The organism is Paraburkholderia haematera, from assembly GCF_905220975.1.
Taxonomy (GTDB): domain Bacteria; phylum Pseudomonadota; class Gammaproteobacteria; order Burkholderiales; family Burkholderiaceae; genus Paraburkholderia; species Paraburkholderia haematera.
On record NZ_CAJNBK010000001.1, the window covers coordinates 967,318 to 991,732 of the forward strand.

At 60.5% G+C, this 24,415-nt stretch carries 25 protein-coding genes; 21 read left to right on the top strand and 4 right to left on the bottom strand.

The window, feature by feature from the left end; translation table 11 throughout:
* Positions 1-7: 7 nt before the first annotated feature.
* The 21 genes from KHO23_RS04285 (at position 8) to KHO23_RS04380 (ending at position 20,220) form a co-directional block, all read left to right on the top strand.
* Positions 8-610 carry an NADH-quinone oxidoreductase subunit C gene (locus KHO23_RS04285; RefSeq protein ID WP_211609766.1) on the top strand — a complete coding sequence of 201 codons (603 nt, stop codon included), beginning with the start codon at positions 8-10 and terminating at the stop codon, positions 608-610.
* Between the two features lie 9 nt (positions 611-619).
* Positions 620-1,873: an NADH-quinone oxidoreductase subunit D gene (locus KHO23_RS04290; RefSeq protein ID WP_211609767.1), complete on the top strand. Its 1,254-nt coding sequence runs from the start codon at positions 620-622 to the stop codon at positions 1,871-1,873.
* A 131-nt stretch (positions 1,874-2,004) separates the two neighbouring features.
* Entirely contained in the window at positions 2,005-2,490 is a 486-nt protein-coding gene (gene nuoE, locus KHO23_RS04295) for an NADH-quinone oxidoreductase subunit NuoE (protein ID WP_211609768.1), read from the top strand.
* Positions 2,487-3,815, top strand: coding sequence for an NADH-quinone oxidoreductase subunit NuoF (gene nuoF / locus KHO23_RS04300; RefSeq protein WP_211609769.1), 1,329 nt, complete (start codon positions 2,487-2,489; stop codon positions 3,813-3,815). Before nuoE ends, nuoF begins: the two co-directional genes overlap by 4 nt.
* A 110-nt stretch (positions 3,816-3,925) precedes the next feature.
* Positions 3,926-6,259 (top strand): NADH-quinone oxidoreductase subunit NuoG, encoded by a 2,334-nt coding sequence (gene nuoG / locus KHO23_RS04305; RefSeq protein WP_211609770.1) that lies wholly within the window; start codon positions 3,926-3,928, stop codon positions 6,257-6,259.
* On the top strand, positions 6,260-7,324 hold the full coding sequence (nuoH, locus tag KHO23_RS04310) for an NADH-quinone oxidoreductase subunit NuoH (protein WP_211609771.1): 1,065 nt from the start codon (positions 6,260-6,262) through the stop codon (positions 7,322-7,324).
* A 15-nt stretch (positions 7,325-7,339) separates the two neighbouring features.
* On the top strand, positions 7,340-7,828 hold the full coding sequence (gene nuoI, locus KHO23_RS04315) for an NADH-quinone oxidoreductase subunit NuoI (protein WP_012401389.1): 489 nt from the start codon (positions 7,340-7,342) through the stop codon (positions 7,826-7,828).
* A gap of 180 nt (positions 7,829-8,008) precedes the next feature.
* Entirely contained in the window at positions 8,009-8,698 is a 690-nt protein-coding gene (locus KHO23_RS04320) for an NADH-quinone oxidoreductase subunit J (RefSeq protein ID WP_211609772.1), read from the top strand.
* Between the two features lie 20 nt (positions 8,699-8,718).
* Positions 8,719-9,024 carry an NADH-quinone oxidoreductase subunit NuoK gene (nuoK, locus tag KHO23_RS04325; protein ID WP_013339863.1) on the top strand — a complete coding sequence of 102 codons (306 nt, stop codon included), beginning with the start codon at positions 8,719-8,721 and terminating at the stop codon, positions 9,022-9,024.
* A 17-nt stretch (positions 9,025-9,041) separates the two neighbouring features.
* Positions 9,042-11,108, top strand: coding sequence for an NADH-quinone oxidoreductase subunit L (gene nuoL / locus KHO23_RS04330; protein ID WP_211609773.1), 2,067 nt, complete (start codon positions 9,042-9,044; stop codon positions 11,106-11,108).
* Positions 11,109-11,122: 14 nt separating this feature from the next.
* Positions 11,123-12,613: an NADH-quinone oxidoreductase subunit M gene (locus KHO23_RS04335; RefSeq protein WP_211609774.1), complete on the top strand. Its 1,491-nt coding sequence runs from the start codon at positions 11,123-11,125 to the stop codon at positions 12,611-12,613.
* A 25-nt stretch (positions 12,614-12,638) separates the two neighbouring features.
* On the top strand, positions 12,639-14,111 hold the full coding sequence (gene nuoN / locus KHO23_RS04340) for an NADH-quinone oxidoreductase subunit NuoN (protein WP_211609775.1): 1,473 nt from the start codon (positions 12,639-12,641) through the stop codon (positions 14,109-14,111).
* Positions 14,111-14,407 (top strand): DUF2818 family protein, encoded by a 297-nt coding sequence (locus KHO23_RS04345; protein ID WP_211609776.1) that lies wholly within the window; start codon positions 14,111-14,113, stop codon positions 14,405-14,407. The genes nuoN and KHO23_RS04345 overlap by 1 nt, the downstream gene beginning before the upstream one ends.
* Positions 14,408-14,449: 42 nt before the next feature.
* Positions 14,450-15,034 carry an NUDIX domain-containing protein gene (locus KHO23_RS04350; RefSeq protein ID WP_211609777.1) on the top strand — a complete coding sequence of 195 codons (585 nt, stop codon included), beginning with the start codon at positions 14,450-14,452 and terminating at the stop codon, positions 15,032-15,034.
* A gap of 338 nt (positions 15,035-15,372) precedes the next feature.
* On the top strand, positions 15,373-15,618 hold the full coding sequence (locus KHO23_RS34950) for a hypothetical protein (RefSeq protein ID WP_236066711.1): 246 nt from the start codon (positions 15,373-15,375) through the stop codon (positions 15,616-15,618).
* Positions 15,619-15,673: 55 nt separating this feature from the next.
* A complete protein-coding gene (locus tag KHO23_RS04355; protein WP_120298131.1) occupies positions 15,674-16,198 on the top strand; it encodes a helix-turn-helix transcriptional regulator in 525 nt (174 codons plus the stop codon).
* 249 nt (positions 16,199-16,447) lie between these two features.
* Positions 16,448-16,873: a DUF1178 family protein gene (locus tag KHO23_RS04360; RefSeq protein ID WP_211609778.1), complete on the top strand. Its 426-nt coding sequence runs from the start codon at positions 16,448-16,450 to the stop codon at positions 16,871-16,873.
* Between the two features lie 48 nt (positions 16,874-16,921).
* Entirely contained in the window at positions 16,922-18,118 is a 1,197-nt protein-coding gene (locus KHO23_RS04365) for an acyl-CoA dehydrogenase family protein (protein ID WP_211609779.1), read from the top strand.
* Positions 18,119-18,128: 10 nt separating this feature from the next.
* Complete coding sequence (locus KHO23_RS04370; RefSeq protein WP_211609780.1) at positions 18,129-19,256, top strand: acyl-CoA dehydrogenase family protein; 1,128 nt, start codon at positions 18,129-18,131, stop codon at positions 19,254-19,256.
* A gap of 32 nt (positions 19,257-19,288) precedes the next feature.
* Positions 19,289-19,747 (top strand): MaoC family dehydratase, encoded by a 459-nt coding sequence (locus tag KHO23_RS04375; protein ID WP_211609781.1) that lies wholly within the window; start codon positions 19,289-19,291, stop codon positions 19,745-19,747.
* Positions 19,744-20,220, top strand: a complete 477-nt coding sequence (locus KHO23_RS04380) for a MaoC family dehydratase (protein WP_211609782.1) — start codon at positions 19,744-19,746, stop codon at positions 20,218-20,220. Before KHO23_RS04375 ends, KHO23_RS04380 begins: the two co-directional genes overlap by 4 nt.
* Before the next feature lie 149 nt (positions 20,221-20,369).
* Here the strand turns inward: KHO23_RS04380 and KHO23_RS04385 are convergent, their stop codons facing one another.
* From KHO23_RS04385 to KHO23_RS04400, 4 genes are all read right to left on the bottom strand, one after another.
* Complete coding sequence (locus KHO23_RS04385; protein ID WP_211609783.1) at positions 20,370-21,071, bottom strand: glutathione binding-like protein; 702 nt, start codon at positions 21,069-21,071, stop codon at positions 20,370-20,372.
* Between the two features lie 174 nt (positions 21,072-21,245).
* Complete coding sequence (locus KHO23_RS04390; RefSeq protein ID WP_211609784.1) at positions 21,246-22,505, bottom strand: acyl-CoA dehydrogenase family protein; 1,260 nt, start codon at positions 22,503-22,505, stop codon at positions 21,246-21,248.
* 66 nt (positions 22,506-22,571) lie between these two features.
* Positions 22,572-23,678, bottom strand: coding sequence for a phosphotransferase (locus KHO23_RS04395; protein ID WP_211609785.1), 1,107 nt, complete (start codon positions 23,676-23,678; stop codon positions 22,572-22,574).
* A gap of 20 nt (positions 23,679-23,698) precedes the next feature.
* The gene (locus KHO23_RS04400) at positions 23,699-24,415 is read right to left on the bottom strand and encodes a histidine phosphatase family protein (protein ID WP_211609786.1); all 717 of its coding nucleotides are present in this window, start codon (positions 24,413-24,415) and stop codon (positions 23,699-23,701) included.

The following is a 24,415-nucleotide window of genomic DNA, read 5'->3' on the forward strand; positions in this document are numbered from 1 at the left end:
CCACAATATGGCAAGCAAACTCGAGACCCTGAAAGCGAACCTCGAGGCGGCCTTTGGCGGCCTCCTGTTGAGCACCACCGAGGCAATCGGTGAGTTGACGATCGTCGTGAAGGCGAGCGACTACATCAATGTGGCAACGCGTCTGCGCGACGACCGCACGCTCGGTTTCGAGCAGTTGATGGATCTGTGCGGAGTCGACTATCAAACCTACGGCGATGGCGCATATGACGGTCCGCGTTTCGCAGCCGTTCTGCATTTGTTGTCGGTGCAGAACAACTGGCGTCTGCGTCTGCGTGTGTTCGCGCCGGACGACGAAGTGCCGATCGTCGCGTCAGTCGTCGATATCTGGAGTTCGGCCAACTGGTACGAGCGCGAAGCATTCGACCTGTACGGCATCGTCTTCGAGGGTCACCCGGACCTGCGCCGCATCCTGACCGACTACGGTTTCATTGGTCACCCGTTCCGTAAAGATTTCCCTGTTTCCGGCTACGTCGAAATGCGTTACGACCCGGAAGAGAAGCGCGTCGTCTATCAGCCTGTGACGATCGAGCCGCGGGAAATCACGCCGCGCGTGATCCGCGAGGATCGCTATGGCGGTCTGAAACACTAAGAGAACGCCATGGCAGAGATCAAGAACTACACGCTCAACTTCGGCCCTCAGCATCCGGCTGCGCACGGTGTGCTGCGCCTCGTGCTCGAACTCGACGGCGAAGTCATCCAGCGCGCCGATCCGCACATCGGTCTGCTGCATCGCGCGACCGAAAAGCTCGCGGAAACCAAAACCTTCATCCAGTCCGTGCCGTATATGGACCGTCTCGACTACGTGTCGATGATGGTCAACGAGCACGGCTACGTGATGGCGATCGAAAAGCTGCTCGGCATCGAAGTGCCGATTCGCGCGCAGTACATCCGCGTGATGTTCGACGAAGTCACGCGAGTGCTGAATCACCTGATGTGGATTGGCGCACACGCGCTCGACGTCGGCGCGATGGCGGTGTTCCTGTACGCGTTCCGCGAACGCGAAGACCTGATGGACGTGTACGAAGCGGTGTCCGGCGCACGGATGCACGCGGCTTACTATCGTCCGGGTGGCGTGTACCGGGATCTGCCTGACGCAATGCCGCAATACAAGGCGTCGAAGATTCGCAATGCGAAGGCATTGTCGAAGATGAATGAGAACCGCCAGGGTTCGCTGCTCGACTTCATCGACGATTTCTTCACGCGCTTCCCGAAGTGCGTCGACGAATACGAAACGCTGCTCACCGACAACCGGATCTGGAAGCAACGTCTGGTCGGTATCGGCGTGGTTACCCCGGAGCGCGCGCTGAACCTCGGGATGACCGGCGCGATGTTGCGCGGCTCGGGTATCGAGTGGGATTTGCGCAAGAAGCAGCCGTACGAAGTTTACGACAAGATGGATTTCGACATTCCGGTCGGCGTTAATGGCGACTGTTATGACCGATATCTGGTTCGCGTCGAAGAAATGCGGCAGTCCACGCGCATTGTGAAACAGTGCATTGAGTGGTTGCGTAAGAATCCGGGTCCGGTGATGGTCGACAATCACAAGGTTGCGCCGCCGTCGCGGGTCGGTATGAAGTCGAACATGGAAGATCTGATTCACCACTTCAAGCTTTTCACGGAAGGCTTCCATGTGCCGGAAGGCGAGGCATACGCCGCGGTCGAACATCCGAAGGGCGAGTTCGGTATCTACCTGATCTCGGACGGTGCGAACAAGCCGTATCGCCTGAAGATTCGGGCGCCGGGCTATGCGCACCTGTCCACGCTCGATGAAATGGCGCGCGGTCACATGATCGCCGACGCCGTGACGATCATCGGTACGCAGGACATCGTGTTCGGCGAAGTCGATCGCTAGGACGTATTCATCGGCGCGCGTCTTCAGATTGCACCGAAGCGCGCGTCAAGCAAAGGAACGCCGGGTCTGTCGCAACATGCAACGCGCGACGGGTTTTCGTTCGGTAGGAATTGAAAGAGTCGTGTCTGAAAATGATCTCAGCTGAAGGCCTGAAAGAAATCGATCGTGCGATCGCGAAGTATCCCGCCGATCAGAAACAGTCCGCCGTGATGTCGGCGCTGGCTACTGCTCAGGAAGAGCATGGCTGGCTGTCGCCCGAACTCATGCAGTTCGTCGCGGACTATCTCGGCATGCCGGCGGTCGCCGTGCAGGAGGTGGCTACCTTCTACACGATGTACGAGACCTCGCCGGTCGGCAAGTACAAGATCACGCTCTGCACGAACCTGCCGTGCCAGCTTGGCCCGGACGGCGGCTCCGACAGCGCCTCTGAATATCTGAAGCAGAAGCTCGGCATCGACTTCGGCGAAACCACGGCTGACGGCAAGTTCACCTTGAAAGAAGGTGAGTGCATGGGCTCGTGCGGCGATGCACCGGTGATGCTGGTGAACAACCATCGCATGTGCAGCTTCATGAGCCGCGCGAAGATCGACCAGCTGCTCGAGGAACTTTCGAAATGACGTCTTTACACGATCGTCACATCAAACCGCTGATTCTCGCCGGCCTGAACGGCGACAACTGGCATCTCGAAGACTATGTGGCGCGCGGCGGTTACGCCCAGCTGCGCCGGATTCTGGAAGAAAAGATTCCGCCCGAGCAGGTGATCGCCGACGTCAAGGCGTCGGGTCTGCGCGGCCGCGGCGGTGCGGGCTTCCCGACCGGCCTGAAGTGGAGCTTCATGCCGCGTCAGTTTCCGGGGCAGAAATACCTCGTCTGCAATTCGGACGAAGGCGAACCGGGTACGTTCAAAGACCGCGACATCCTGCGTTTCAATCCGCATTCGCTGATTGAAGGCATGGCCATCGGCGCATACGCGATGGGCATCACGGTCGGCTACAACTATATCCACGGCGAAATCTGGGAAGTCTACAAGCGCTTTGAAGAAGCGTTGGAAGAAGCCCGTCGCGCCGGGTTCCTCGGCGACAACATCATGGGTTCGGGCTTCTCGTTCGAGCTGCATGCGCACCACGGCTACGGCGCCTACATTTGCGGCGAAGAAACCGCGCTGCTCGAATCGCTCGAAGGCAAGAAAGGCCAGCCGCGTTTCAAGCCGCCGTTCCCGGCGAGCTTCGGCGTCTATGGCAAGCCGACCACGATCAACAACACCGAGACGTTCGCTGCAGTGCCGTTCCTGCTCGCGATTGGTCCGCAGAATTACCTCGAAATCGGCAAGCCGAACAACGGCGGCACGAAGATTTTCTCGGTTGCAGGCGACGTTGAGCGTCCGGGTAACTATGAAATTCCCCTCGGCACACCGTTCGCGACGCTGATGGAGCTGGCTGGCGGTATGCGCGGCGGCAAGAAGATCAAGGCAGTGATTCCCGGCGGCTCGTCAGCACCGGTGATTCCCGGCGAAATGATGATGCAGACCGACATGGACTACGACGCGATCGCCAAGGCTGGCTCGATGCTCGGTTCCGGCGCGGTCATCGTGATGGACGAAACGCGTTGCATGGTGCGTTCGCTGTTGCGTCTGTCGTATTTCTATTACGAAGAGTCGTGCGGTCAGTGCACGCCGTGCCGCGAAGGCACTGGCTGGCTGTATCGCGTCGTGCATCGTATCGAACACGGGCTCGGCCGTCCGGAAGATCTGGATCTGCTGAATTCGGTTGCTGAAAACATCATGGGCCGCACGATTTGCGCGCTCGGCGATGCAGCGGCCATGCCGGTTCGCGGCATGCTCAAGCACTACTGGGACGAATTCGAATATCACGTGGCGCACAAGCATTGCCTCGTCGGCGGTCACGCCGGTGCGGCAGCGGCGTCGGAAACAGTGGCTGCCTGAGTACGCTGAATAGCGCACCAGAACATATCATCCGCGGGATTCATCGCCTGAAACGGGCGATGAACAGGGCGAACGATTGAGCGGTAACAGGTTAAGGAAGATTGACCATCATGGTTGAACTTGAAATAGACGGCAAGAAAGTAGAGGTGCCTGAAGGCAGCATGGTGATCCAGGCTGCGCAACAGGTCGACACGTACATTCCTCACTTCTGCTATCACAAGAAGCTGTCGATTGCGGCCAACTGCCGGATGTGTCTGGTCGATGTCGAAAAGATGCCGAAGGCCGTGCCCGCATGCGCCACGCCGGTGTCGGCGGGCATGATCGTGCGCACGAAGTCCGAGAAGGCGGTGAAGGGCCAGCAAGCCGTGATGGAATTCCTGCTGATCAACCACCCGCTGGATTGCCCGATCTGCGATCAGGGCGGCGAGTGTCAGTTGCAGGATCTGGCCGTGGGCTACGGCAAGTCGTCGTCGCGTTATAGCGAAGAAAAGCGCGTGGTGTTCCACAAGAACGTCGGCCCGCTGATCTCGATGGAAGAAATGTCGCGTTGCATCCACTGCACGCGTTGCGTCCGCTTCGGCCAGGAAGTCGCCGGCGTGATGGAACTCGGCATGCTGGGCCGCGGCGAGCATTCGGAGATCACGTCGTTCGTCGGCAAGACGGTCGACTCCGAACTGTCGGGCAACATGATCGATCTGTGCCCGGTCGGCGCGCTGACCAGCAAGCCGTTCCGCTACAGCGCCCGCACGTGGGAACTGTCGCGCCGCAAGTCGGTGAGCCCGCATGATTCCGTCGGCGCGAACCTTGTGGTGCAAGTGAAGAACAATCGCGTGATGCGTGTTCTGCCGTTCGAAAACGAATCCATCAACGAATGCTGGATTTCGGACAAGGACCGCTTCTCGTACGAAGGTCTGAATAGCCCGGAACGTCTCACGCAGCCGATGCTCAAGCAAGGCGGCAAGTGGGTCGAGACCGACTGGCAATCCGCGCTGGAATATGTGGTCAAGGGTCTGAAGGGCATCAAGGGCGACCATGGCGCGAACGCGCTGGCTGCGCTTGGCAGCGCCCACAGCACCGTCGAAGAACTGTTCCTGTTGAAGCAGTTGGCCCAGGCGGTCGGTACGCCTAACGTCGACTTCCGTCTGCGTCAGGCGGATTTCTCCGCACCGGTCAACGGTGCACCTTGGCTCGGCACGACTATCGCCGATCTGTCGAACGTGGATTCGGCGCTCGTGATCGGTTCGGATCTGCGCCGCGATCATCCGCTGTTCGCCGCGCGTCTGCGTCAAGCCGCCAAGAGCGGTACGAAGCTCACGCTCGTGCAAGCCACTAACGACGACGCGCTGATTCCGCAAGCGCGGCGCGTGGTTGCGGCACCGTCGGCATGGCTCGACGCACTGGCCGGCATCGCCGGCGCGGTGTCGGAAGCAAACGGCGCGGCACTGCCGGAGGCCTTCGCCGGCACGCAGCCGACGGACACCGACAAACAGCTAGCGAAGTCGCTCGTCACCGGCGAACACCGTGTGGTGTTGCTCGGCAATGGTGCGGTCCGTCATCCGGACTTCGCCGGGATTCACGCCGCGGCGCAATGGATCGCAGAAGCGACCGGCGCCACGCTGGGTTTCCTCACGGAAGGCGCCAACACGGTCGGCGCGCATCTCGTGAACGCATTGCCGGGTGAGGGCGGTTTGAACGCTCGCGAAGTGTTCGAGCAGCCGCGCAAGGGTTATGTGCTGCTGAACGTCGAGCCGGAATTCGACACGGCCAATCCGGCGCAGGCTTTGGCCGCGCTGAAGCAGGCTGAAATGGTTGTCGTGATGTCGCCTTTCCAGATGGGCGCTGAATACGCTGACGTCCTGCTGCCGATCGCACCGTTCACGGAAACGGCCGGCACGTTCGTCAATGCCGAAGGTACCGTGCAGACGTTCAACGGCGTCGTGCGCCCGCTCGGCGACACGCGTCCGGCATGGAAGGTCTTGCGTGTGTTGGGCAGCCTGCTGGGCGTGCCGGGTTTCGAATTCGACACCTCGGAAGAAGTGCGTACAGCGGCCCTCGGCGACGGCGAGATCAAGTCGCGCCTGTCGAACAAGACGGATGTCGCGGTTGCACGTGGCAAGGCCGCAAAGGCAGCGGAAGGCAAATTCGAGCGTATCGCCGACGTGCCGATTTACCACGCCGACGCGCTGGTGCGTCGCGCTGAGTCGCTGCACCTGACGGCAGCGGCGCGCGCAGCGAACTCGGTCGGTCTGCCGGCCGCGCTGTTCGACAAACTGGGTTTGAAGGAAGGCGACGCAGTGCGCGTGCGCCAGGGCGAGCAGTCGGTGCAGTTGCCGGCTGTGCGCGACGCGAATCTTGCGGAGACGGTCGTCCGCGTATCGGCGGCTACGCCTGCCGGTGCAGCGCTGGGCAGCCTGTTCGGTGAACTGCTGGTGGAGAAGGCGTAAATGAGCTTGTTCGATACGATCAACTCGGGCGGCACCCAGCTTCTCGGTGTGGCATGGCCCACGGTGTGGGCACTGGTGCGCATCCTGGTGGTGGCCGTCGTGATCCTGCTGTGCGTGGCTTACCTGATTCTGTGGGAGCGTAAGCTGATCGGCTGGATGCACGTGCGTCTCGGCCCGAACCGCGTCGGCCCCGCAGGTTTGCTGCAACCGATCGCCGACGTGCTGAAGCTGTTGCTGAAAGAAGTGATTCAGCCGGCTCAGGCAAGCCGCTGGATCTACATGATCGCGCCGATCATGGTGGTGGTGCCGGCCTTCGCGGTCTGGGCGGTGATTCCGTTTCAGGCTGGCGCGGTGCTCGGCGACATCAACGCGGGTCTCCTGTACGCGATCGCGATTTCGTCAGTCGGCGTGTACGGCGTGATTCTGGCCGGCTGGGCGTCGAACTCGAAGTACGCGTTCCTCGGTGCGATGCGCGCGGCCGCTCAAATGGTCTCGTACGAAATTTCAATGGGCTTCGCCCTCGTCGTCGTGCTGATGACTTCGGGCAGCCTGAATCTGTCGGACATCGTGACGTCGCAGGAGCGCGGCATCTTCGCCGGCTGCGGCTTGAACTTCCTGTCGTGGAACTGGCTGCCGCTCCTGCCGATGTTCGTCGTGTACTTCATCTCGGGCATCGCCGAAACGAACCGTCACCCGTTCGACGTGGTGGAAGGTGAGTCGGAAATCGTCGCGGGCCACATGATCGATTACTCGGGGATGGCGTTCGCGCTGTTCTTCCTCGCCGAGTACATCAACATGATCGTGATCTCGGCATTGGCTGCAACACTGTTCCTCGGCGGCTGGAGCGCACCGTTCGGCTTCCTGTCGTTTATCCCGGGTATCTTCTGGCTGGTGCTGAAGGTTTTCTTCCTGTTGTCGGTATTCATCTGGGCGCGTGCCACGTTCCCGCGCTATCGCTATGACCAGATCATGCGTCTGGGCTGGAAAATTTTCATTCCGGTTTGCGTGGTGTGGCTCATCGTGGTCGGCTTCTGGATCATGTCGCCGTTGAATATCTGGAAATAAAGGGCGGATGAACCCATGACCGCAATCCAAAACTTTTTCAAGACCTTCTTCCTGACGGAGCTGCTCAAAGGCCTTGCGCTGACCGGACGTTATACGTTCCAGCGCAAGATCACGGTGCAGTTCCCGGAAGAGAAGACCCCGATCTCGCCGCGTTTCCGTGGCTTGCATGCGCTGCGCCGCTATGAAAACGGTGAAGAGCGCTGCATCGCCTGCAAGCTGTGCGAAGCGGTGTGCCCGGCACTCGCCATTACGATCGAATCGGAAACCCGTGCGGACAACACACGCCGCACGACGCGTTACGACATCGACCTGACCAAGTGCATCTTCTGCGGTTTCTGCGAAGAGAGCTGCCCGGTCGATTCGATCGTCGAGACGCACATTCTCGAATATCACGGCGAAAAGCGCGGCGACCTGTATTTCACGAAGGACATGCTGCTGGCCGTGGGCGATCGCTACGAAGCGGAGATCGCTGCGAACAAGGCGGCTGACGCACCGTATCGTTGAAGCGCTTCAGTTGAAGCAGTAAATGCAGAAGTAATACGGCCTGTTGTCGGGCCGAGCGCCGCGGCCTGAACGCCGCGGCACGGCGCACCTGTGCGGTTTTCTGGCGGTTCCGGCCGCTTTTCCCCGCCACACGTGCCAAAGAACAATGCCTGACGATGGCCTAACGATGAACCGGTAATCATGGAATTCACGACCGTACTGTTCTACATCTTCGCGCTACTCCTGGTGGTTTCAGGGCTGAAGGTGATCACCTCGCGCAACCCGGTTTCGTCCGCACTGTTTCTGGTGCTGGCGTTCTTCAACGCAGCCGCGATCTGGATGCTGCTGGAGGCCGAGTTCCTCGCGATTCTGCTGGTGCTGGTGTATGTCGGCGCGGTGATGGTGCTGTTCCTGTTCGTCGTGATGATGCTGGACATCAATATCGACGTGCTGCGCAAAGACTTCAAACGCTTCGTGCCGATGGCCACGCTGGTGGGCGCGATCATCGTGATCGAGACCGCGCTGATCCTGTGGCACGGCTACGGTGCGACTGCCACGGCGCTGCGCGACACCACGGCTGCGGCGAACGGCATGGCCGGCTGGTCGAACACCCGCGTGATCGGCAAGATCATCTACACCGACTACATCTTCGCGTTCGAAGTCGCCGGCCTTGTGCTGCTGGTGGCGATCATCGCGGCGATCGCGCTGACCACGAGTCACAAGAAAGATAGCAAGCGCCAGAACGTCAGTGAGCAGGTCAAAGTGCGTGCTCAGGACCGTGTGCGCATCGTGAAGATGGCGTCTGAAAAGACCGCGGCAACTGTCGCGGCGGAAGAAGCCGCCGCAGCGGCAGCAGCGGCGGCCGACTCGGCACCCGCTAAAAACAGCTGAGCGGACAGGAGATAAAAATCATGTTGACCCTTGCTCATTACCTTGTCCTCGGCGCCATCCTGTTTGCGATCAGCGTCGTCGGTATTTTCCTGAACCGTCGCAACGTCATCATCATCCTGATGGCGATCGAACTGATGCTGCTGGCGGTGAACACCAATTTCGTCGCGTTCTCGCATTACCTCGGCGACGTGCATGGCCAGATCTTCGTCTTCTTCGTGCTGACGGTTGCAGCAGCTGAAGCAGCGATCGGCCTCGCAATTCTGGTGACCCTGTTCCGTAGCCTCGACACGATCAATGTCGAGGACCTCGATCAGCTCAAAGGTTAATTTCAGGTAAAGCGGTTATGTCAACGACACTCAATGAAAACCTGCTGCTGGCGATCCCGCTGGCACCGCTGGCCGGCTCCCTGATTGCGGGGCTGTTTGGGAAAGCGGTAGGGCGAGCCGGTGCGCACTCGGTCACGATTCTCGGCGTCGCGATCTCGTTCGTCCTTTCGGCCATTGTCTTCTTCCAGGTGATGGACGGCGCAAGCTTCAACGCGACGGTCTACGAATGGATGAAAATTGGCAAGACGACGTTCGAGGTTGGCTTCCTGGTCGACTCGCTGACGGCGATGATGATGTGCGTGGTGACCTTCGTGTCGCTCATGGTGCACATCTACACGATCGGCTACATGGCCGACGACGACGGCTACCAGCGCTTCTTCTCGTACATCGCGCTGTTCACGTTCTCGATGCTGATGCTCGTGATGAGCAACAACTTCCTGCAGCTGTTCTTCGGCTGGGAAGCGGTGGGTCTGGTGTCGTATCTGCTGATCGGCTTTTACTTCACCCGTGAGAGCGCGATCTACGCGAACATGAAGGCGTTCATCGTGAACCGCATCGGCGACTTCGGGTTCCTGCTCGGCATCGGCTTGCTGTTCGCGTTCGCCGGTTCGATGAACTACGGCGACGTGTTTGCGAAGCGCACCGAACTCGCGGCTTTGAGCTTCCCGGGCACGGACTGGGGTCTGCTGACGGTCGCCTGCATCTGCCTCTTCATCGGCGCGATGGGTAAGTCGGCGCAGTTCCCACTGCACGTCTGGCTGCCGGATTCGATGGAAGGTCCGACCCCGATCTCCGCACTGATTCACGCGGCAACCATGGTGACGGCCGGTATCTTCATGGTCGCACGCATGTCGCCGCTGTTCGAACTGTCGGATACGGCGCTGTCTTTCGTGATGGTGATCGGCGCGATCACGGCGCTGTTCATGGGCTTCCTCGGGATCGTCCAGAACGACATCAAGCGCGTGGTGGCTTACTCGACGCTGTCGCAGCTCGGTTACATGACGGTCGCACTCGGTGCATCGGCTTACTCGGTCGCCATCTTCCACCTGATGACGCACGCGTTCTTCAAGGCGCTGCTGTTCCTCGGCGCGGGTTCCGTGATTATCGGCATGCACCACGATCAGGACATCCGCAACATGGGCGGCCTGCGCAAGTACATGCCGATCACCTGGATCACATCGCTGGTCGGTTCGCTGGCACTGATCGGTACGCCGTTCTTCGCGGGTTTCTACTCGAAAGACTCGATCATCGACGCGGTGAAGCTGTCGCATCTGCCGGGGTCGGGTTTCGCATACTTCGCGGTCGTGGCGAGCGTGTTCGTCACCGCGCTGTATTCGTTCCGTATGTATTTCCTGGTGTTCCACGGCAAGGAGCGCTTCCGCGATCCGAAACATCCGGAATCGCCGATGGGCATCGAAGCCGCCGCGCATGCGCATGACGGGCACGGCCATGACGCACACGGCCACGGTCACGACGACCACGCACACGAGCCGCACGAAACGCCGTGGGTGGTTTGGTTACCGCTGGTGCTGCTCGCGATTCCGTCGGTGGTGATCGGCGCGATCGGTGTCGGCCCGATGCTGTTCGGTGATTTCTTCCAGCACGGCGTGGCGTTCGACAAGGTGATCTTCATCGGCGAAAACCATCCGGCGCTGCATGAGATGGCTGAAGAATTCCAGGGTTGGGCGTCGATGGGTCTGCATTCCGTCTCGGGTCTGCCGGTCTGGCTGGCGCTCGCGGGTGTGGTGACGGCGTGGTTCCTGTACCTGGTTCGTCCTGATCTGCCGGCTGTCATCAAGCGCGCGTTCGGTCCGATCTACACGCTGCTCGACAACAAGTACTACATGGACAAGATCAACGAAGTCGTGTTCGCGCGGGGCGCCGTGGCAATTGGCCGTGGTCTCTGGAAGGAAGGCGACGTCGTGGTCATCGACGGTATCGTCAACGGCAGCGCACGCTTTATCGGCTGGTTTGCCGGCGTGATCCGCTTCCTCCAATCCGGCTACATCTACCACTACGCGTTCGCCATGATTATCGGCATGTTGGGGCTCCTGACCCTGTTTGTAACGCTCGGCGGCAAATAAGGCGAGGGACACTAATGCACGCTTATCCGATTCTCAGTATCGCGATCTGGTTACCGATCCTCGTAGGTCTTCTGGTTCTGGCCATTGGTTCCGACCGGAACCCGGCTCCGGCGCGTTGGGTTGCGCTGATTGGCTCGGTCGTCAGCTTCATCGTGACGATCCCGCTGATTACCGGTTTTGATTCGAGCACCGCCGATCTGCAGTTCGTCGAAAAGGCGAACTGGATCGAGCGCTTCAACATCACGTATCACCTGGGTGTCGACGGCATCTCGATGTGGTTCGTCGTGTTGACCGCATTGATTACGGTGATCGTCGTGATCTCCGCTTGGGAAGTGATCACGAAGAACGTGGCCCAGTACCTCGCTTCGTTCCTGATCCTGTCCGGCATCATGGTCGGCGTGTTCAGTGCAGCGGACGGCATGCTGTTCTACGTGTTCTTCGAAGCGACGCTGATTCCGATGTACATCATCATCGGCGTGTGGGGTGGGGCGAACCGCGTGTACGCGGCGTTCAAGTTCTTCCTGTACACGCTGATGGGTTCGCTGCTGATGCTGGTCGCGCTGCTGTACCTGTACATCCAGACTGGCACGTTCGATCTGGCTACCTGGCAGAACGCGCAGATCGGCATGACCCCGCAGATATTGTTATTTATAGCGTTCTTCATGGCCTTCGCCGTGAAGGTGCCGATGTGGCCGGTTCACACGTGGTTGCCTGACGCCCACGTGGAAGCGCCGACCGGTGGTTCGGTCGTGCTGGCCGCGATCATGCTGAAGCTGGGCGCCTACGGTTTCGTGCGCTTCTCGCTGCCGATCGCGCCGGACGCAAGCCACTTCCTCGCACCGGTCGTCGTCACGCTGTCGCTGATCGCGGTGATCTACATCGGTCTGGTCGCGATGGTGCAGGCCGACATGAAGAAGCTGGTCGCGTATTCGTCGATTGCGCACATGGGTTTCGTGACGCTCGGTTTCTTCATCTTCAACCAGCTCGGCGTTGAAGGCGCAATCGTGCAGATGATCTCGCACGGTTTTGTGTCGGGCGCAATGTTCCTGTGTATCGGTGTGTTGTACGACCGGATGCACTCGCGCCAGATCGCCGACTACGGCGGTGTCGTCAACACGATGCCGAAGTTCGCGGCGCTGGTCATGCTGTTCTCGATGGCCAATTGCGGCTTGCCGGGTACTTCCGGTTTCGTCGGCGAATTCATGGTGATTCTGGCTGCTGTCCAGTACAACTTCTGGATCGCGGGCGGTGCGGCTGTCACGCTGATTCTCGGTGCGGCCTACACGTTGTGGATGTACAAGCGCGTGTACTTCGGCGCGGTTGCCAACGATCACGTGAAGAGCCTCGTCGACATCAACCGTCGCGAATTTTTCATGCTGGCAGTGCTCGCCGCACTGACGCTGTTCATGGGCCTGTATCCGAAGCCCTTTACCGATGTGATGCACGTATCCGTGGAAAACCTCCTCTCCCACGTCGCGCAGTCCAAACTGCCGTTGCCACAGTAATGCAGAGCGGAGGAATTTAAAGATCATGCAAAACGCCCCTATGACTGCCCTGTTGCCCGACGCGCTGTTGATGCTCGCCGTTGTCGTCGCGTGGCTCAACGATACGTTCGTCGGCCAGGCCGGTCGCCGCACCACGTATTTCATCGCACTGTTCTCGACGCTGATCGCCGGCGTCTGGTTCGCGCTGAACGCTTTCGACCCGCAAGTGCATTATTTCTTCGGGCACATGTATGTGGTGGATTCGTTCGCCAACGTGATGAAAGCGGTGGTGACGCTCGGCTATGCCGTGTCGATCGTTTATTCGCGCAAGTACCTCGAAGATCGCGATCTGTTCCGCGGTGATTTCTTCCTGCTGGGTATGTTCTCGCTGCTCGGTCAACTGGTGATGATCTCCGGCAACAACTTCCTGACGCTGTACCTCGGTCTGGAACTGATGTCGCTGTCGCTGTATGCGGCGATCGCGCTGCGTCGTGAAGCCGCCCAGTCGAACGAAGCGGCAATGAAGTACTACGTGCTCGGTGCGATGGCTTCGGGTTTCCTGCTGTACGGCATCTCGATGCTGTACGGCGCGACCGGCTCGCTCGACCTGAACGAAGTGTTCAAGGCAATCGGCACGAGCCACTACGATCCTAGCGTGCTGCTGTTCGGCGTGATTTTCATCGTGGCCGGTGTGGCGTTCAAGATGGGCGCGGTACCGTTCCATATGTGGGTGCCGGACGTTTATCAAGGCGCACCGACGGCGATGACGCTGATGGTCGGCGGTGGTCCGAAGGTCGCGGCGTTCGCGTGGGGTCTGCGCTTCCTCGTGATGGGTCTGCTGCCGCTCGCGGTCGAATGGCAGCAAATGCTGGTGATCCTGGCTGCGCTGTCGATGATCGTCGGCAACATCACCGGTATCGTGCAACGCAACGTCAAGCGCATGCTCGCGTACTCGGCGATCTCGAACATGGGCTTCGTGCTGCTGGGCCTGCTGGCAGGCGTGGTGGATCAGAAGACGACCGGCGCGGCTAACGCGTACGGCTCGGCCATGTTCTACAGCATCGTCTACCTGATCACGACGCTGGGCACCTTCGGGGTCATCATGCTGCTGGCGCGCCGCGATTTCGAAGCTGATACGCTCGACGACTTCAAGGGCCTGAACCAACGTAGTCCGGTGTTCGCGTTCGTGATGATGGTGATGATGTTCTCGCTCGCCGGCATCCCGCCTGCGGTCGGCTTCTACGCCAAGCTCGCTGTGCTGCAGGCTACGATGAACGCTGGTTTGACGTGGCTGACCGTGTTGGCTGTGATCACGTCGCTGTTCGGTGCGTTCTACTACCTGCGTATCGTTAAGCTGATGTACTTCGACGAACCGCAAGACAAGTCGCCGATCGTCGCTGACACCAGCACGCGTGCTTTGCTTGCACTCAATGGTGTTGCCGTGCTGGTGCTCGGTATCGTGCCGGATCCGCTGTTGAAGGCCTGCCTGCAGGCTATCCAGCACACGCTGCTGCTCTGATGTCGGCAGCGGGTTGGTTTATCGTGTTGTTGGCGCTGGTCGGCGCCAACCTGCCATTCCTGAATCAGCGTCTCTTCGCCGCGGTGCCGTTGAAAGCGGCGAAGAAGAGCGCCTGGATCCGGATTGCCGAATTGATCGTGCTGTACTTCGCGGTCGGCGCGCTCGGTTTTCTGCTGGAAGCACGCGCGGGTAATCGCTTCGAACAGGGGTGGCAGTTCTACGCGATCACGTTCGCGTTGTTTATCGTGTTCGCGTTCCCCGGCTTTACCTTCCAGTATCTCGTCAAACGTCGCTGACGGCGTCTCGCCGTCGCGCACCAAGCTGTCCTGAGGTCGCATATGGCTGAACTTCCCGATCACGACGACACGCTCACCGAGACCTGTCTCGAGAGCAAAACGATCCACCAAGGGCCGTTCCTGACGCTCAAGTGCGATACGGTCCGCTTGCCCGACGGTAAGCAGGCCACGCGCGAGTACGTTCAGCATCCGGGCGCCGTGATGGTGATTCCGTTGTTCGACGACGGTCGCGTGTTGCTGGAAAGCCAGTACCGCTATCCGATGGGCAAGGTCATGGTCGAGTATCCGGCGGGCAAACTCGATCCGAACGAAGGTGCGCTGGCCTGCGCGAAGCGTGAGCTGCAGGAAGAGACCGGCTATACGGCGCGCGAATATGTTTATTTGACGCGCATTCATCCCATCATTTCCTACTCGACCGAATTCATCGATATTTACCTGGCGCGTGGGCTGACTGCCGGCGAGCGGAAACTCGACGACGGCGAATTTCTCGAACTCTTCACCGCCAGCGTCACCGATATGTTGGAATGGGTACGCACGGGTAAGGTGACGGACGTGAAAACCATCATCGGCACGTTCTGGCTGGAGAAGGTCTTGTCAGGTGTCTGGCCGATGGCCGAGCCGCAATAGCGCGCTCAGTTCGGAACGCAGAACGGGCGCGAGTCGCGCGCCGACTGGAGAATTTCCAAAAGCCCCTGTTGGTCTATGACCGGCAGGGGCTTTGCCATTGTGGGCACGAAATCGACTCAATGCGTTGCATCGTGTCTGAAAAACAGCTTCCTGTCCTATGCCATCCGACAGTCTCGCCCCACAGCAGTTGCCGCTCTAGTATCGACACCTGGCAATGGAGTTTGTTATCGCACTTGATTCGAATGACGAATGGTATGAAATGGATTCTATTGCGGTCGCGTGCGCGATGGGTTGTCACTTGACAACCCATCGCGCACGCACTAAATTGGAGGGTATAGATGGTTCGTGGAGTCCATTCCAAAAAAGAGGTCGAGGCCGCACTGGCTTACGCGGAAAGAAACGGCTGGCGAATTCAGGGCGGTGGCAAAGGTCACGCTTGGGGAAAGATGTTCTGTCCGTACAACGACGCGGAATGTCGTTGTGGCGAGTTTTGTATTTCGAGTGTGTGGAGTACGCCGAAGAACCCCGGCAATCACGCAAAGCACCTCAGGCGCATCGTGGACAACTGCACGACGCGCCGGTAGTAAAAGTGTTCGAACGGGCAAAAAGCCCGAGGCTGAATCAAGGCAGGAGTAGCTTATGGAATATGTGTTCACCTTGAAGTACCGGCTCGCAGAAGAAGATTGCGATCTTGACGAGATCGTCGAGCGCCTGGGCGAAGCCGGATGCGACGACGCAACTATCGGCGTGGGGCAACCGGGGCGCATTGCACTGGTTTTTGCTCGCGAAGGCGCGTCGGCATTCGAGGCGCTTGTCAGCGCACTCAAAGATATCAAGCAGGCAGTGCCGTCCGCGCGCCTTGTCGAGGCGGGGCCGGATTTCGTCGGCCTCACAGATGTCGCGGAGGTCGCGGGCGTGTCACGGCAAAATATGCGTAAGCTGATGCTTAGCCACGCAATCGACTTTCCGCCGCCGGTTCACGAGGGCAGCGCGTCGGTATGGCATCTGTCGGACATCCTTGGCTGGCTGACCGCGCGCGGGGGGTATGACATCAAGGCGGATGTATTCGATGTCGCGAAATCGGCCAAGCAGATCAACCTCGCCAAAGAGGCGCTCCAACTCGAGCCGCGGCTTAACCGCCGACTCGAATTCCTTGTGGCTTGAGAGGCGCGCGGCGGCAAGCACGAACCCATGAGCGCCATGCGATCAGTGCGCCTTTTATCTGCGGGTTTTCGGTGTGCCGCTCGCCGGCTGAGCCACCTTCGGCAGCTCGGTGCGCAAAGCGTTAAAATCGCCCACCGCGTTCGATTTCTCAGCGACGCCTGGCGTCAACGCGCCGTCCGTAAAAATTTACGAACGACCGTTCACAAATTTCCATTTTGCGCTAAACTGGCACGCAAGCCCTGATTCCACATGAAGGTCCTCGATTTACAGTGTCCGCATGGCCATCGGTTCGAAGGCTGGTTCGCTTCGGCTGATGACTTCGAGTCGCAGCAGTCCCGCAAGCTTGTTGAATGCCCGATTTGCGGTGCGAACGAAGTGAGCCGTTTGCCGTCGGCGCCCCGCCTGAATTTGTCGGGCGCGACTGACACGAAAGTCCCTGCAGGCGAGGGGGACATGCAGGCACGCGTGATGCGCGCATTGCGCGAGGTACTGGAAAAGACTGAGAACGTGGGCGACCGCTTCGCTGAGGAAGCACGGCGCATTCACTACAACGAAGCGCCCGCACGCAATATTCGCGGTGTTACGACACCGGAAGACGCGAAAGCCTTGGTCGAAGAAGGCATCGAAGTGATGCCGCTGCCGGTCCCGGCTGCCTTGAAGGAACCGCTGCAATAGCGCAGTGGCTCACTGGCAGCGGGCGGTTGCGGCCAGGAGACACTACGCATGAATCTAGACTATTCCCCCGCTGACGACGCGTTCCGCGCCGACATCCGTGCCTGGCTCGAAGCGAATCTGCCTCGCGAGCTGAGCGATAAAGTTCTCAACCACAAGCGTCTGGGCCGCGAAGACTTCGCAAGCTGGCACAAGCTGCTCGGCACGCGCGGCTGGTCGGTTGTCGCGTGGCCGAAAGAATACGGCGGTCCAGGCTGGGACGCGACCCAACGGCATATCTGGGACGAAGAGTGTGCGCGTATCGGCGCGCCGTCCGTGCTGCCGTTCGGCGTCTCGATGGTCGCGCCCGTGCTGATGAAGTACGGCAATGAGGCGCAGAAGCGCCACTATCTGCCGCGCATTCTCGACGGCACGGACTGGTGGTGTCAGGGTTACTCCGAGCCGGGTTCCGGTTCCGACCTGGCCTCGCTGCGCACGCGTGCCGAGCGCGTTGGCGATCACTATGTGGTCAACGGTCAGAAAACCTGGACCACGCTGGGCCAGTACGCCGACATGATGTTCTGCCTCGTGCGCACCGACAGCGGCGCGAAAAAGCAGGAGGGCATCTCGTTCCTGCTGATCGACATGAAAACGCCCGGTATCACCGTGCGCCCGATCATCACGCTCGACGAAGATCACGAAGTCAACGAAGTCTTTTTCGAAGACGTGAAAGTGCCGCTCGACAATCTGGTCGGCGAAGAGAATCGTGGCTGGACCTACGCGAAGTACCTGCTAGGGCACGAGCGCACCGGTATTGCCCGGGTCGGGCAATCGAAGCGCGAACTCGTATTCCTGAAGCGCCTCGCGCTGGAGCAGAAGAAGAACGGCAAACCGTTGCTGCAAGATCCGGTGTTCGCCGCGAAAGTCGCGAACCTTGAGATCGAGCTGATGGCGCTCGAAGTCACCGTGCAACGCGTCGTCGCTAATGAAACGGGGGGACGCGGGCCGGGACCGGAAGCCTCCATGCTCAAGATCAAGGGCACGGAAGTGCAGCAGGCGCTGACCGAACTGATGGTCGAAGCAATTGGACCGCTCGCCGCACCGTTCGACGTGCCATTCCTCGAAGGCGAACGCGAACATAGCCTCGCCGGTGACGATAACGCCGCGCCGCTGGCCGCGTACTACTTCAACTTCCGCAAGACGTCGATTTACGGCGGCTCGAACGAAATTCAAAAGAACATCATCGCGCAGATGATTCTGGGACTTTGAGGAGCGGCGCATGGACTTCACTTTCAACGACGAACAACAGCAATTTGCTGACGCACTGCGCCGCTATCTGGACAAGAGCTATGGGTTCGAAGCGCGCCAGGCGATCGTGCAATCGGAAACCGGTGTGTCGGATGGGCACTGGGCAGCCTTTACCGAATTGGGTCTGACCGCATTGCCGGTGCCGGAAGCGCAGGGCGGCTTCAACGGCAGCCCGATCGACATGCTGGTTGTCATGCAGGAGCTCGGCCGAGCTTTGGTGATCGAGCCGTACTGGGCGACCGCGGTGGGTGTCGAAGCGCTACGGCTCGCGGGCACCGCGCACGGCGAAGACGCAGCGCTGCTCGAACGCGCGGCGCAGGGCGAGATCAAGCTCGCCGTGGCATTTCACGAGCCGCATGCGCGCTACGACCTGTTCGAGGTCGAGACCGCTGTGAACGGTCAGGGCGATCAGCAGACGTTGACCGGCACGAAATCGGTTGTGCTGCACGGCGCGCAAGCCGACTACTGGATCGTGCCGGCTCGGCTGAACGGCGAGATCGCGCTCTTTGTCGTCGCCCGCGATGCAGCCGGCGTCAAGGTCACCGACTACCGCACAATCGACGGCCAGCGTGCCGCGACACTGAGGTTCGATGGCACGCCGGCACGCCGGCTCGCCGGCAAACACGCAGGTGCCGCGGCGCTTGAGCACATCGCAGACTACGGCACGCTATTGCTCTGTGCGGAAGCGGTCGGCGCACTCGACGCACTGAACCATGCAACGGCGGAGTACACCAAAACGCGCCAGCAGTTCGGTCAGCCGATCGCGCGTTTTCAGGCGTTACAGCATCGCATGGTCGAGATGTTGATTCATGCCGAGCAGGCGCGTTCGATCACTTATCTGGCGGCTATGCGTTACACGAGCGTAGACGCCGACGAACGTCGCCGTGCGGTCTCCGCAGCGAAGGTGCGCGTCGGTCAGGCCGCTCGTTTTGTCGGTCAGCAGGCGGTCCAATTGCACGGCGGCATGGGCGTCACGAACGAAGTCGCCGCGGCGCATCTGTTCAAACGTCTTGCTATCATCGAAACCACGTTGGGTGATGTTGATCACCATCTCGCGCGGTTCGCCGCGCTGCCCGGCTTTGTCACCGCCGAAGCCTGATCAGCCGGTCGAAGCGGATAGGAGGTTTGACGATGGGTCGGAGTTTCGAGGACATGGTAGTCGGCACGACTACCGAAATCGGCAAGCATACGTTCACGCGTGAAGAGATTGTCGAGTTCGCGGAGAAGTTCGATCCGCAACCGTTTCACCTGGACGAAGCTGCAGCCGCAGAGTCGCCGTTTCGCGGATTGGTTGCAAGCGGATGGCACACCTGTTCGGTCATGATGGGCATGCTGGTGCGCAACGCGCTCGCGGGTTCCACGTCGATGGGCTCACCCGGTATCGACGAGATTCGCTGGTTGAAGCCGGTGCGCGTCGGCGACACGATCACGATGATGAACGCTGTACTCGACAAGCGCGTTTCGGCGAGTAAGCCGGATCGCGGCCTCGTTTCGACGGAGTGGCAAGGCATCAATCAGCATGGCGAAACGGTGATCACGGTGCGCTCCAAGGGAATGTTCGGACTGCGCAATCCCGGAGCCGTGTCATGACGGGCGATGCGGCAGTCGCCGCAACCTTTGGCGATGCAGGGGCGTTGCGTGCGCTGGTTGGCGCCGAACCACTCGTTAGCGCGTGGCTGACGGTCGATCAGGCAAGCGTCGATCGTTTCGCCGAAGCCACTGGCGATCATCAATGGATTCACGTCGACCCCGAGCGGGCGCGGCGCGAGTCGCCGTTCGGTGGTCCGGTCGCGCATGGGTTCATGACGCTGTCGTTGATTCCGGCATTGCTCGGCAAGACAGTGGCGCTCGAGCAGCGCATGGGCGTCAACTACGGATTGAATCGCGTGCGGTTCACGTCTCCGGTGCCGGTCGGTTCGCAGTTGCGCGCGCGGTTTGCGGTGGAATCCGTCACCGAGGTCGACAACGCCGGTGTGCAGGTTGAATGGAACGTGACGCTGGAGCGGCAGGGCAGTGAGCGACCGGTATGTGTCGCCGAGTTCATCACGCGGCACTACTTCTAAGCGTTCATAGCTGACTGGTTGGAAAAAAGCGCGAGCGGCAGCGATGCCGTCTCGCGCTTTTTTATGTCGACGCTTCTATGGATGGCAAAGCCGCGGTTGCCGGACTTGTCGACGTAAACGTGCGCCAATGCGACGGATCGACGGCACGGCTACCGCTTGGCGTACTGCGTTGCACCGAACAGCATCTCTTTAGCTTTGTCGTCCATGAGCGGCTTGCGGGCCGACGCCAGCACTTCGACGCCACGTATCACTGCCGGGCGTGCGGCAATTTCTTCGTGCCATCGCTTCACATTCGGAAACGTATCCAGTTCGATACCCTGGTTCTGCCACGAGCGCGTCCACGGAAATGCGGCGATGTCGGCGATCGTGTAGTCGGTGCCGGCCAGATATTGCGTCTTGCCGAGTTGCGTGTTCATCACGCCGTACAGACGCCGCGCTTCGTTCGTGTAGCGGTTGATCGCATACTCGAGCGATTCCGGGGCATAAATGCGGAAATGATGTGTTTGCCCGAGCATCGGGCCGAGGCCACCCATCTGAAACATCAGCCATTGCAGCGTCGCATAGCGCGCGGCCGGATCGGTCGGCAGAAACTTGCCGGTTTTCTCCGCGAGGTAAATCAGAATCGCGCCCGATTCAAACAGTGCGAACGGCTTGCCACCAGCGTCTTTAGGACCTTCCGAATCGACGATTGCGGGAATCTTGTTGTTCGGGCTGATGGCAAGAAATTCGGGGTTGAACTGGTCGCCCGCACCGATATCGATGCCGTGCACCGTGTACGCGAGGCCCGTTTCCTCGAGCATGATGTGAACCTTATGGCCGTTCGGGGTTGCCCAGCTATAGACGTCGATCATCCTGGCTCCTTCGTTTCGTGAAAGCGGCGCCGCAATGGGCGCCGCAATTGACAAAAATTAGAGCACAGATCGAGCAATGCTGCTCGCCGCGCCGCCAGGAGCCAAGGCTCGACTTCGCGGCGCGATCAGCCGCCGCGAAGCCAACCTCGAACACCCTCTCAAACGATCGAACACTCAAACCCGTGTAATCGGCGTTGCTACACGAGCCGCGGCACCCGCATCCATATAGCGCGCCAGTTCGAGCTTGGCGATCGCGTTGCGGTGCACTTCGTCGGGGCCGTCGGCGAAGCGTAGCGTCCGCGCGGATGCATACGCATACGCCAACGGGAAATCGTCGCTGACGCCGCCGCCGCCGTGCGCCTGGATCGCCCAGTCGATCACCTGGCATGCCATATTCGGCGCGACCACCTTGATCATGGCAATCTCGCCGCGCGCGCCCTTGTTGCCGACCGTGTCCATCATGTACGCGGTCTTCAGCGTCAGCAGACGCGCCTGTTCGATCATGCAACGCGCTTCGGCGAGGCGTTCCTGTGTGACGCCTTGTGCTGCAACCGGCTTGCCGAAAGCGACGCGTTGCATCGAGCGTTTCGCCATGAGTTCGAGCGCGCGCTCGGCGAGGCCGATCAAACGCATGCAGTGGTGGATGCGTCCCGGTCCGAGACGCCCTTGAGCGATTTCGAAGCCACGTCCTTCGCCGAGCAGCATGTTGGTGGCCGGCACGCGCACATTGTCGAGCGTGATTTCCATGTGGCCGTGCGGCGCGTCGTCGTAGCCGAACACGGTAAGAGGGCGATGCACGGTGATGCCGGTCGCATCGGCGGGGACCAGAATCATCGACTGCTGCGCATGGCGCGGCGCCTCAGGGTCGGTCTTGCCCATCACGATGTAGATCTTGCAGCGCGGATCCCCCGCACCGGACGACCACCACTTGTGGCCGTTGATCACGTAGGAGTCGCCATCGCGCACGATGCTCGTCTGGATATTGGTCGCGTCCGACGACGCCACCTCCGGCTCGGTCATCAGGAACGCCGAACGGATGTGTCCTTGCAGCAGCGGTTCGAGCCACTCGCGCTTGTTGTCGTCGCTGCCGTAGCGCTCGATCGTTTCCATGTTGCCGGTGTCGGGCGCGTTGCAGTTGAACACTTCCGGCGCCCAGGGCACACGGCCCATGATCTCGCATAGCGGCGCGTACTCAAGATTCGTCAGACCGGCCCCGCGTACCGATTCGGGCAGGAACAGGTTCCACAAGCCGGCGTCGCGCGCCTTCGTTTTCAGTTGCTCGATCAGCTCGGTCGGCAGCCATGCATTGCCGTTCTGACGATTACGTGCAATCTCGGCGTAAAACGCCTGCTCGTTCGGATAGATGTGCTCGTCGAAGAAGCCGAGCAGTTTCTCGCGCAGCGCCTGAACCTTCGGGGTGTAGTCGAAATTCATGTATGACCTCGCGGATGACGAATGACGTTGGTTCGGGAGCGCAACCTTGCTGGTGCGCCGATCTGCTTAACGTACCTTCTGTGCGTAGCGCCAGGCGAGCTCGGCCATCGGCTTCGCGCGACGGCCGGCATCGAGCGCCTGGGCACTGGCTGCCGTACCGTCGACCACGCGTTTCATGATCCCTTGAAGGATCGCGGCGATGCGGAACATGTTGTACGCCAGATAGAAATTCCAGTCGCCGTGGATCGCGAAGCCCGTGCGCTTGCAATAGCGCTCGACGTACTGCGCTTCGTCGGGAATGCCGAGTGCTGCCCAATCGAGGCCCGCAATGCCGCGAAACTGCGCCGGATCGACGTGCCACGCCATGCAGTGGTACGCGAAGTCGGCGAGCGGGTCCCCGAGCGTCGACAGTTCCCAGTCGAGTACGGCCAGTACGCGCGGTTCGGTGGGATGGAAGATCAGATTGTCGAGCCGATAGTCGCCATGCACCACCGAGGCGCGATCATTCGTTTCCGCCGGCATATGCTGCGGCAGCCATTCGATCAGGCGCTGCATGGCGTCGATCGGTTCCGTTTCGGATGCGACGTACTGCTTGCTCCAGCGGCCGATCTGGCGTGCGAAGTAGTTGCCCGGTTTGCCGTAGTCGGCAAGACCGATTGCCGTGACGTCGACGCTATGCAGCGCGGCGATCACGCGATTCATTTCGTCGTAAATCGCCGCGCGCTCCGCGGGTGTCATGCCGGGCAGGGACTGGTCCCACAACACGCGGCCTTCGACGAACTCCATCACGTAGAACGCCCGGCCGATCACGCTTTCGTCCTCGCACAAGGCGAGCATGGTCGCGACCGGCACGTCGGTGTCGGCAAGCGCGTGCATGACGCGGTATTCGCGTTCCACGGCGTGCGCCGAGGGCAGCAACTTAGCGGCTGGCCCAGGCTTGGCACGCATCACATACGAGCGCGACGGCGTGACGAGTTTGAAGGTGGGATTTGACTGGCCGCCGGCGAATTGCTCCAACGTGAGCGGTCCGGAAAATCCGTCGACATGCTGCGCTAGCCATGCAGCGAGCGCCTCGTTGTCGAAGCGTTGCCGCTCGTTGACCGGGCGCGTGCCCTCGAAGGCCGAGTAATCCGGTTTGTGTTCTGGTTCGCCGGTCTGTGTGGCTTGCACCATCTGTCTCCTCCAGTTCGGGTTCAGCTACGCGTGTATTGAATGAATTGTGCGTAGAGCATTTCCATCGTGGTATTGCGAACGTCGCGATAGAGCGGCGACGGCGGTGAATAGTTGATCGTGCGCAGCACCCAGTCGCGCGGCTCGGCGCCGACGTCGAGCGCATTGATGCAACCGGTGGCCTGCGCCAGATGACCGAAGAAAGTACGGCCGCCGGCGGTGAGTGCGTGTGACAGAATTGCGCGATTCACGCCGCCATGCAGCACCAGCAGCACGGTGTCCCACGACGTGTCCTCGCGCAACGCCGCCACCGCCGGCAACACGCGGTCGAACAACGCGCCAATGGTTTCGCCGTCGAGAAAGCGAGTGCTTTCCGGCACGATCCCGTCGAACACGCCTAGAAATGCTGCTTCGATATCCTGTGGCGGAATGTTGCTGAGTTTGCCACCGCGAATTTCCTGCCACGCAGGTTCGATGTCGAGGTCGATCTGCTGGCCAGTTTCGGCCAGCACACGTTGCGCGGTCTCGACCGTGCGCGGCAAACCGCTCACGATGACCCGATCGAACCGGATCTGCTGCCCGGCAAACACGCGGCCTGCCGCGCTCGCCTGCTCGCGGCCGTTCGCGTTCAATGGCACGGTTTCTGGGTCGATCGCGCGGCCGGAGTCGTCGAAGTAGGTCACGTCGCCGTGACGCATCAGGAAGATGCGGCGGCGCTTGGGGAGTTGGTAGTCAGGCAT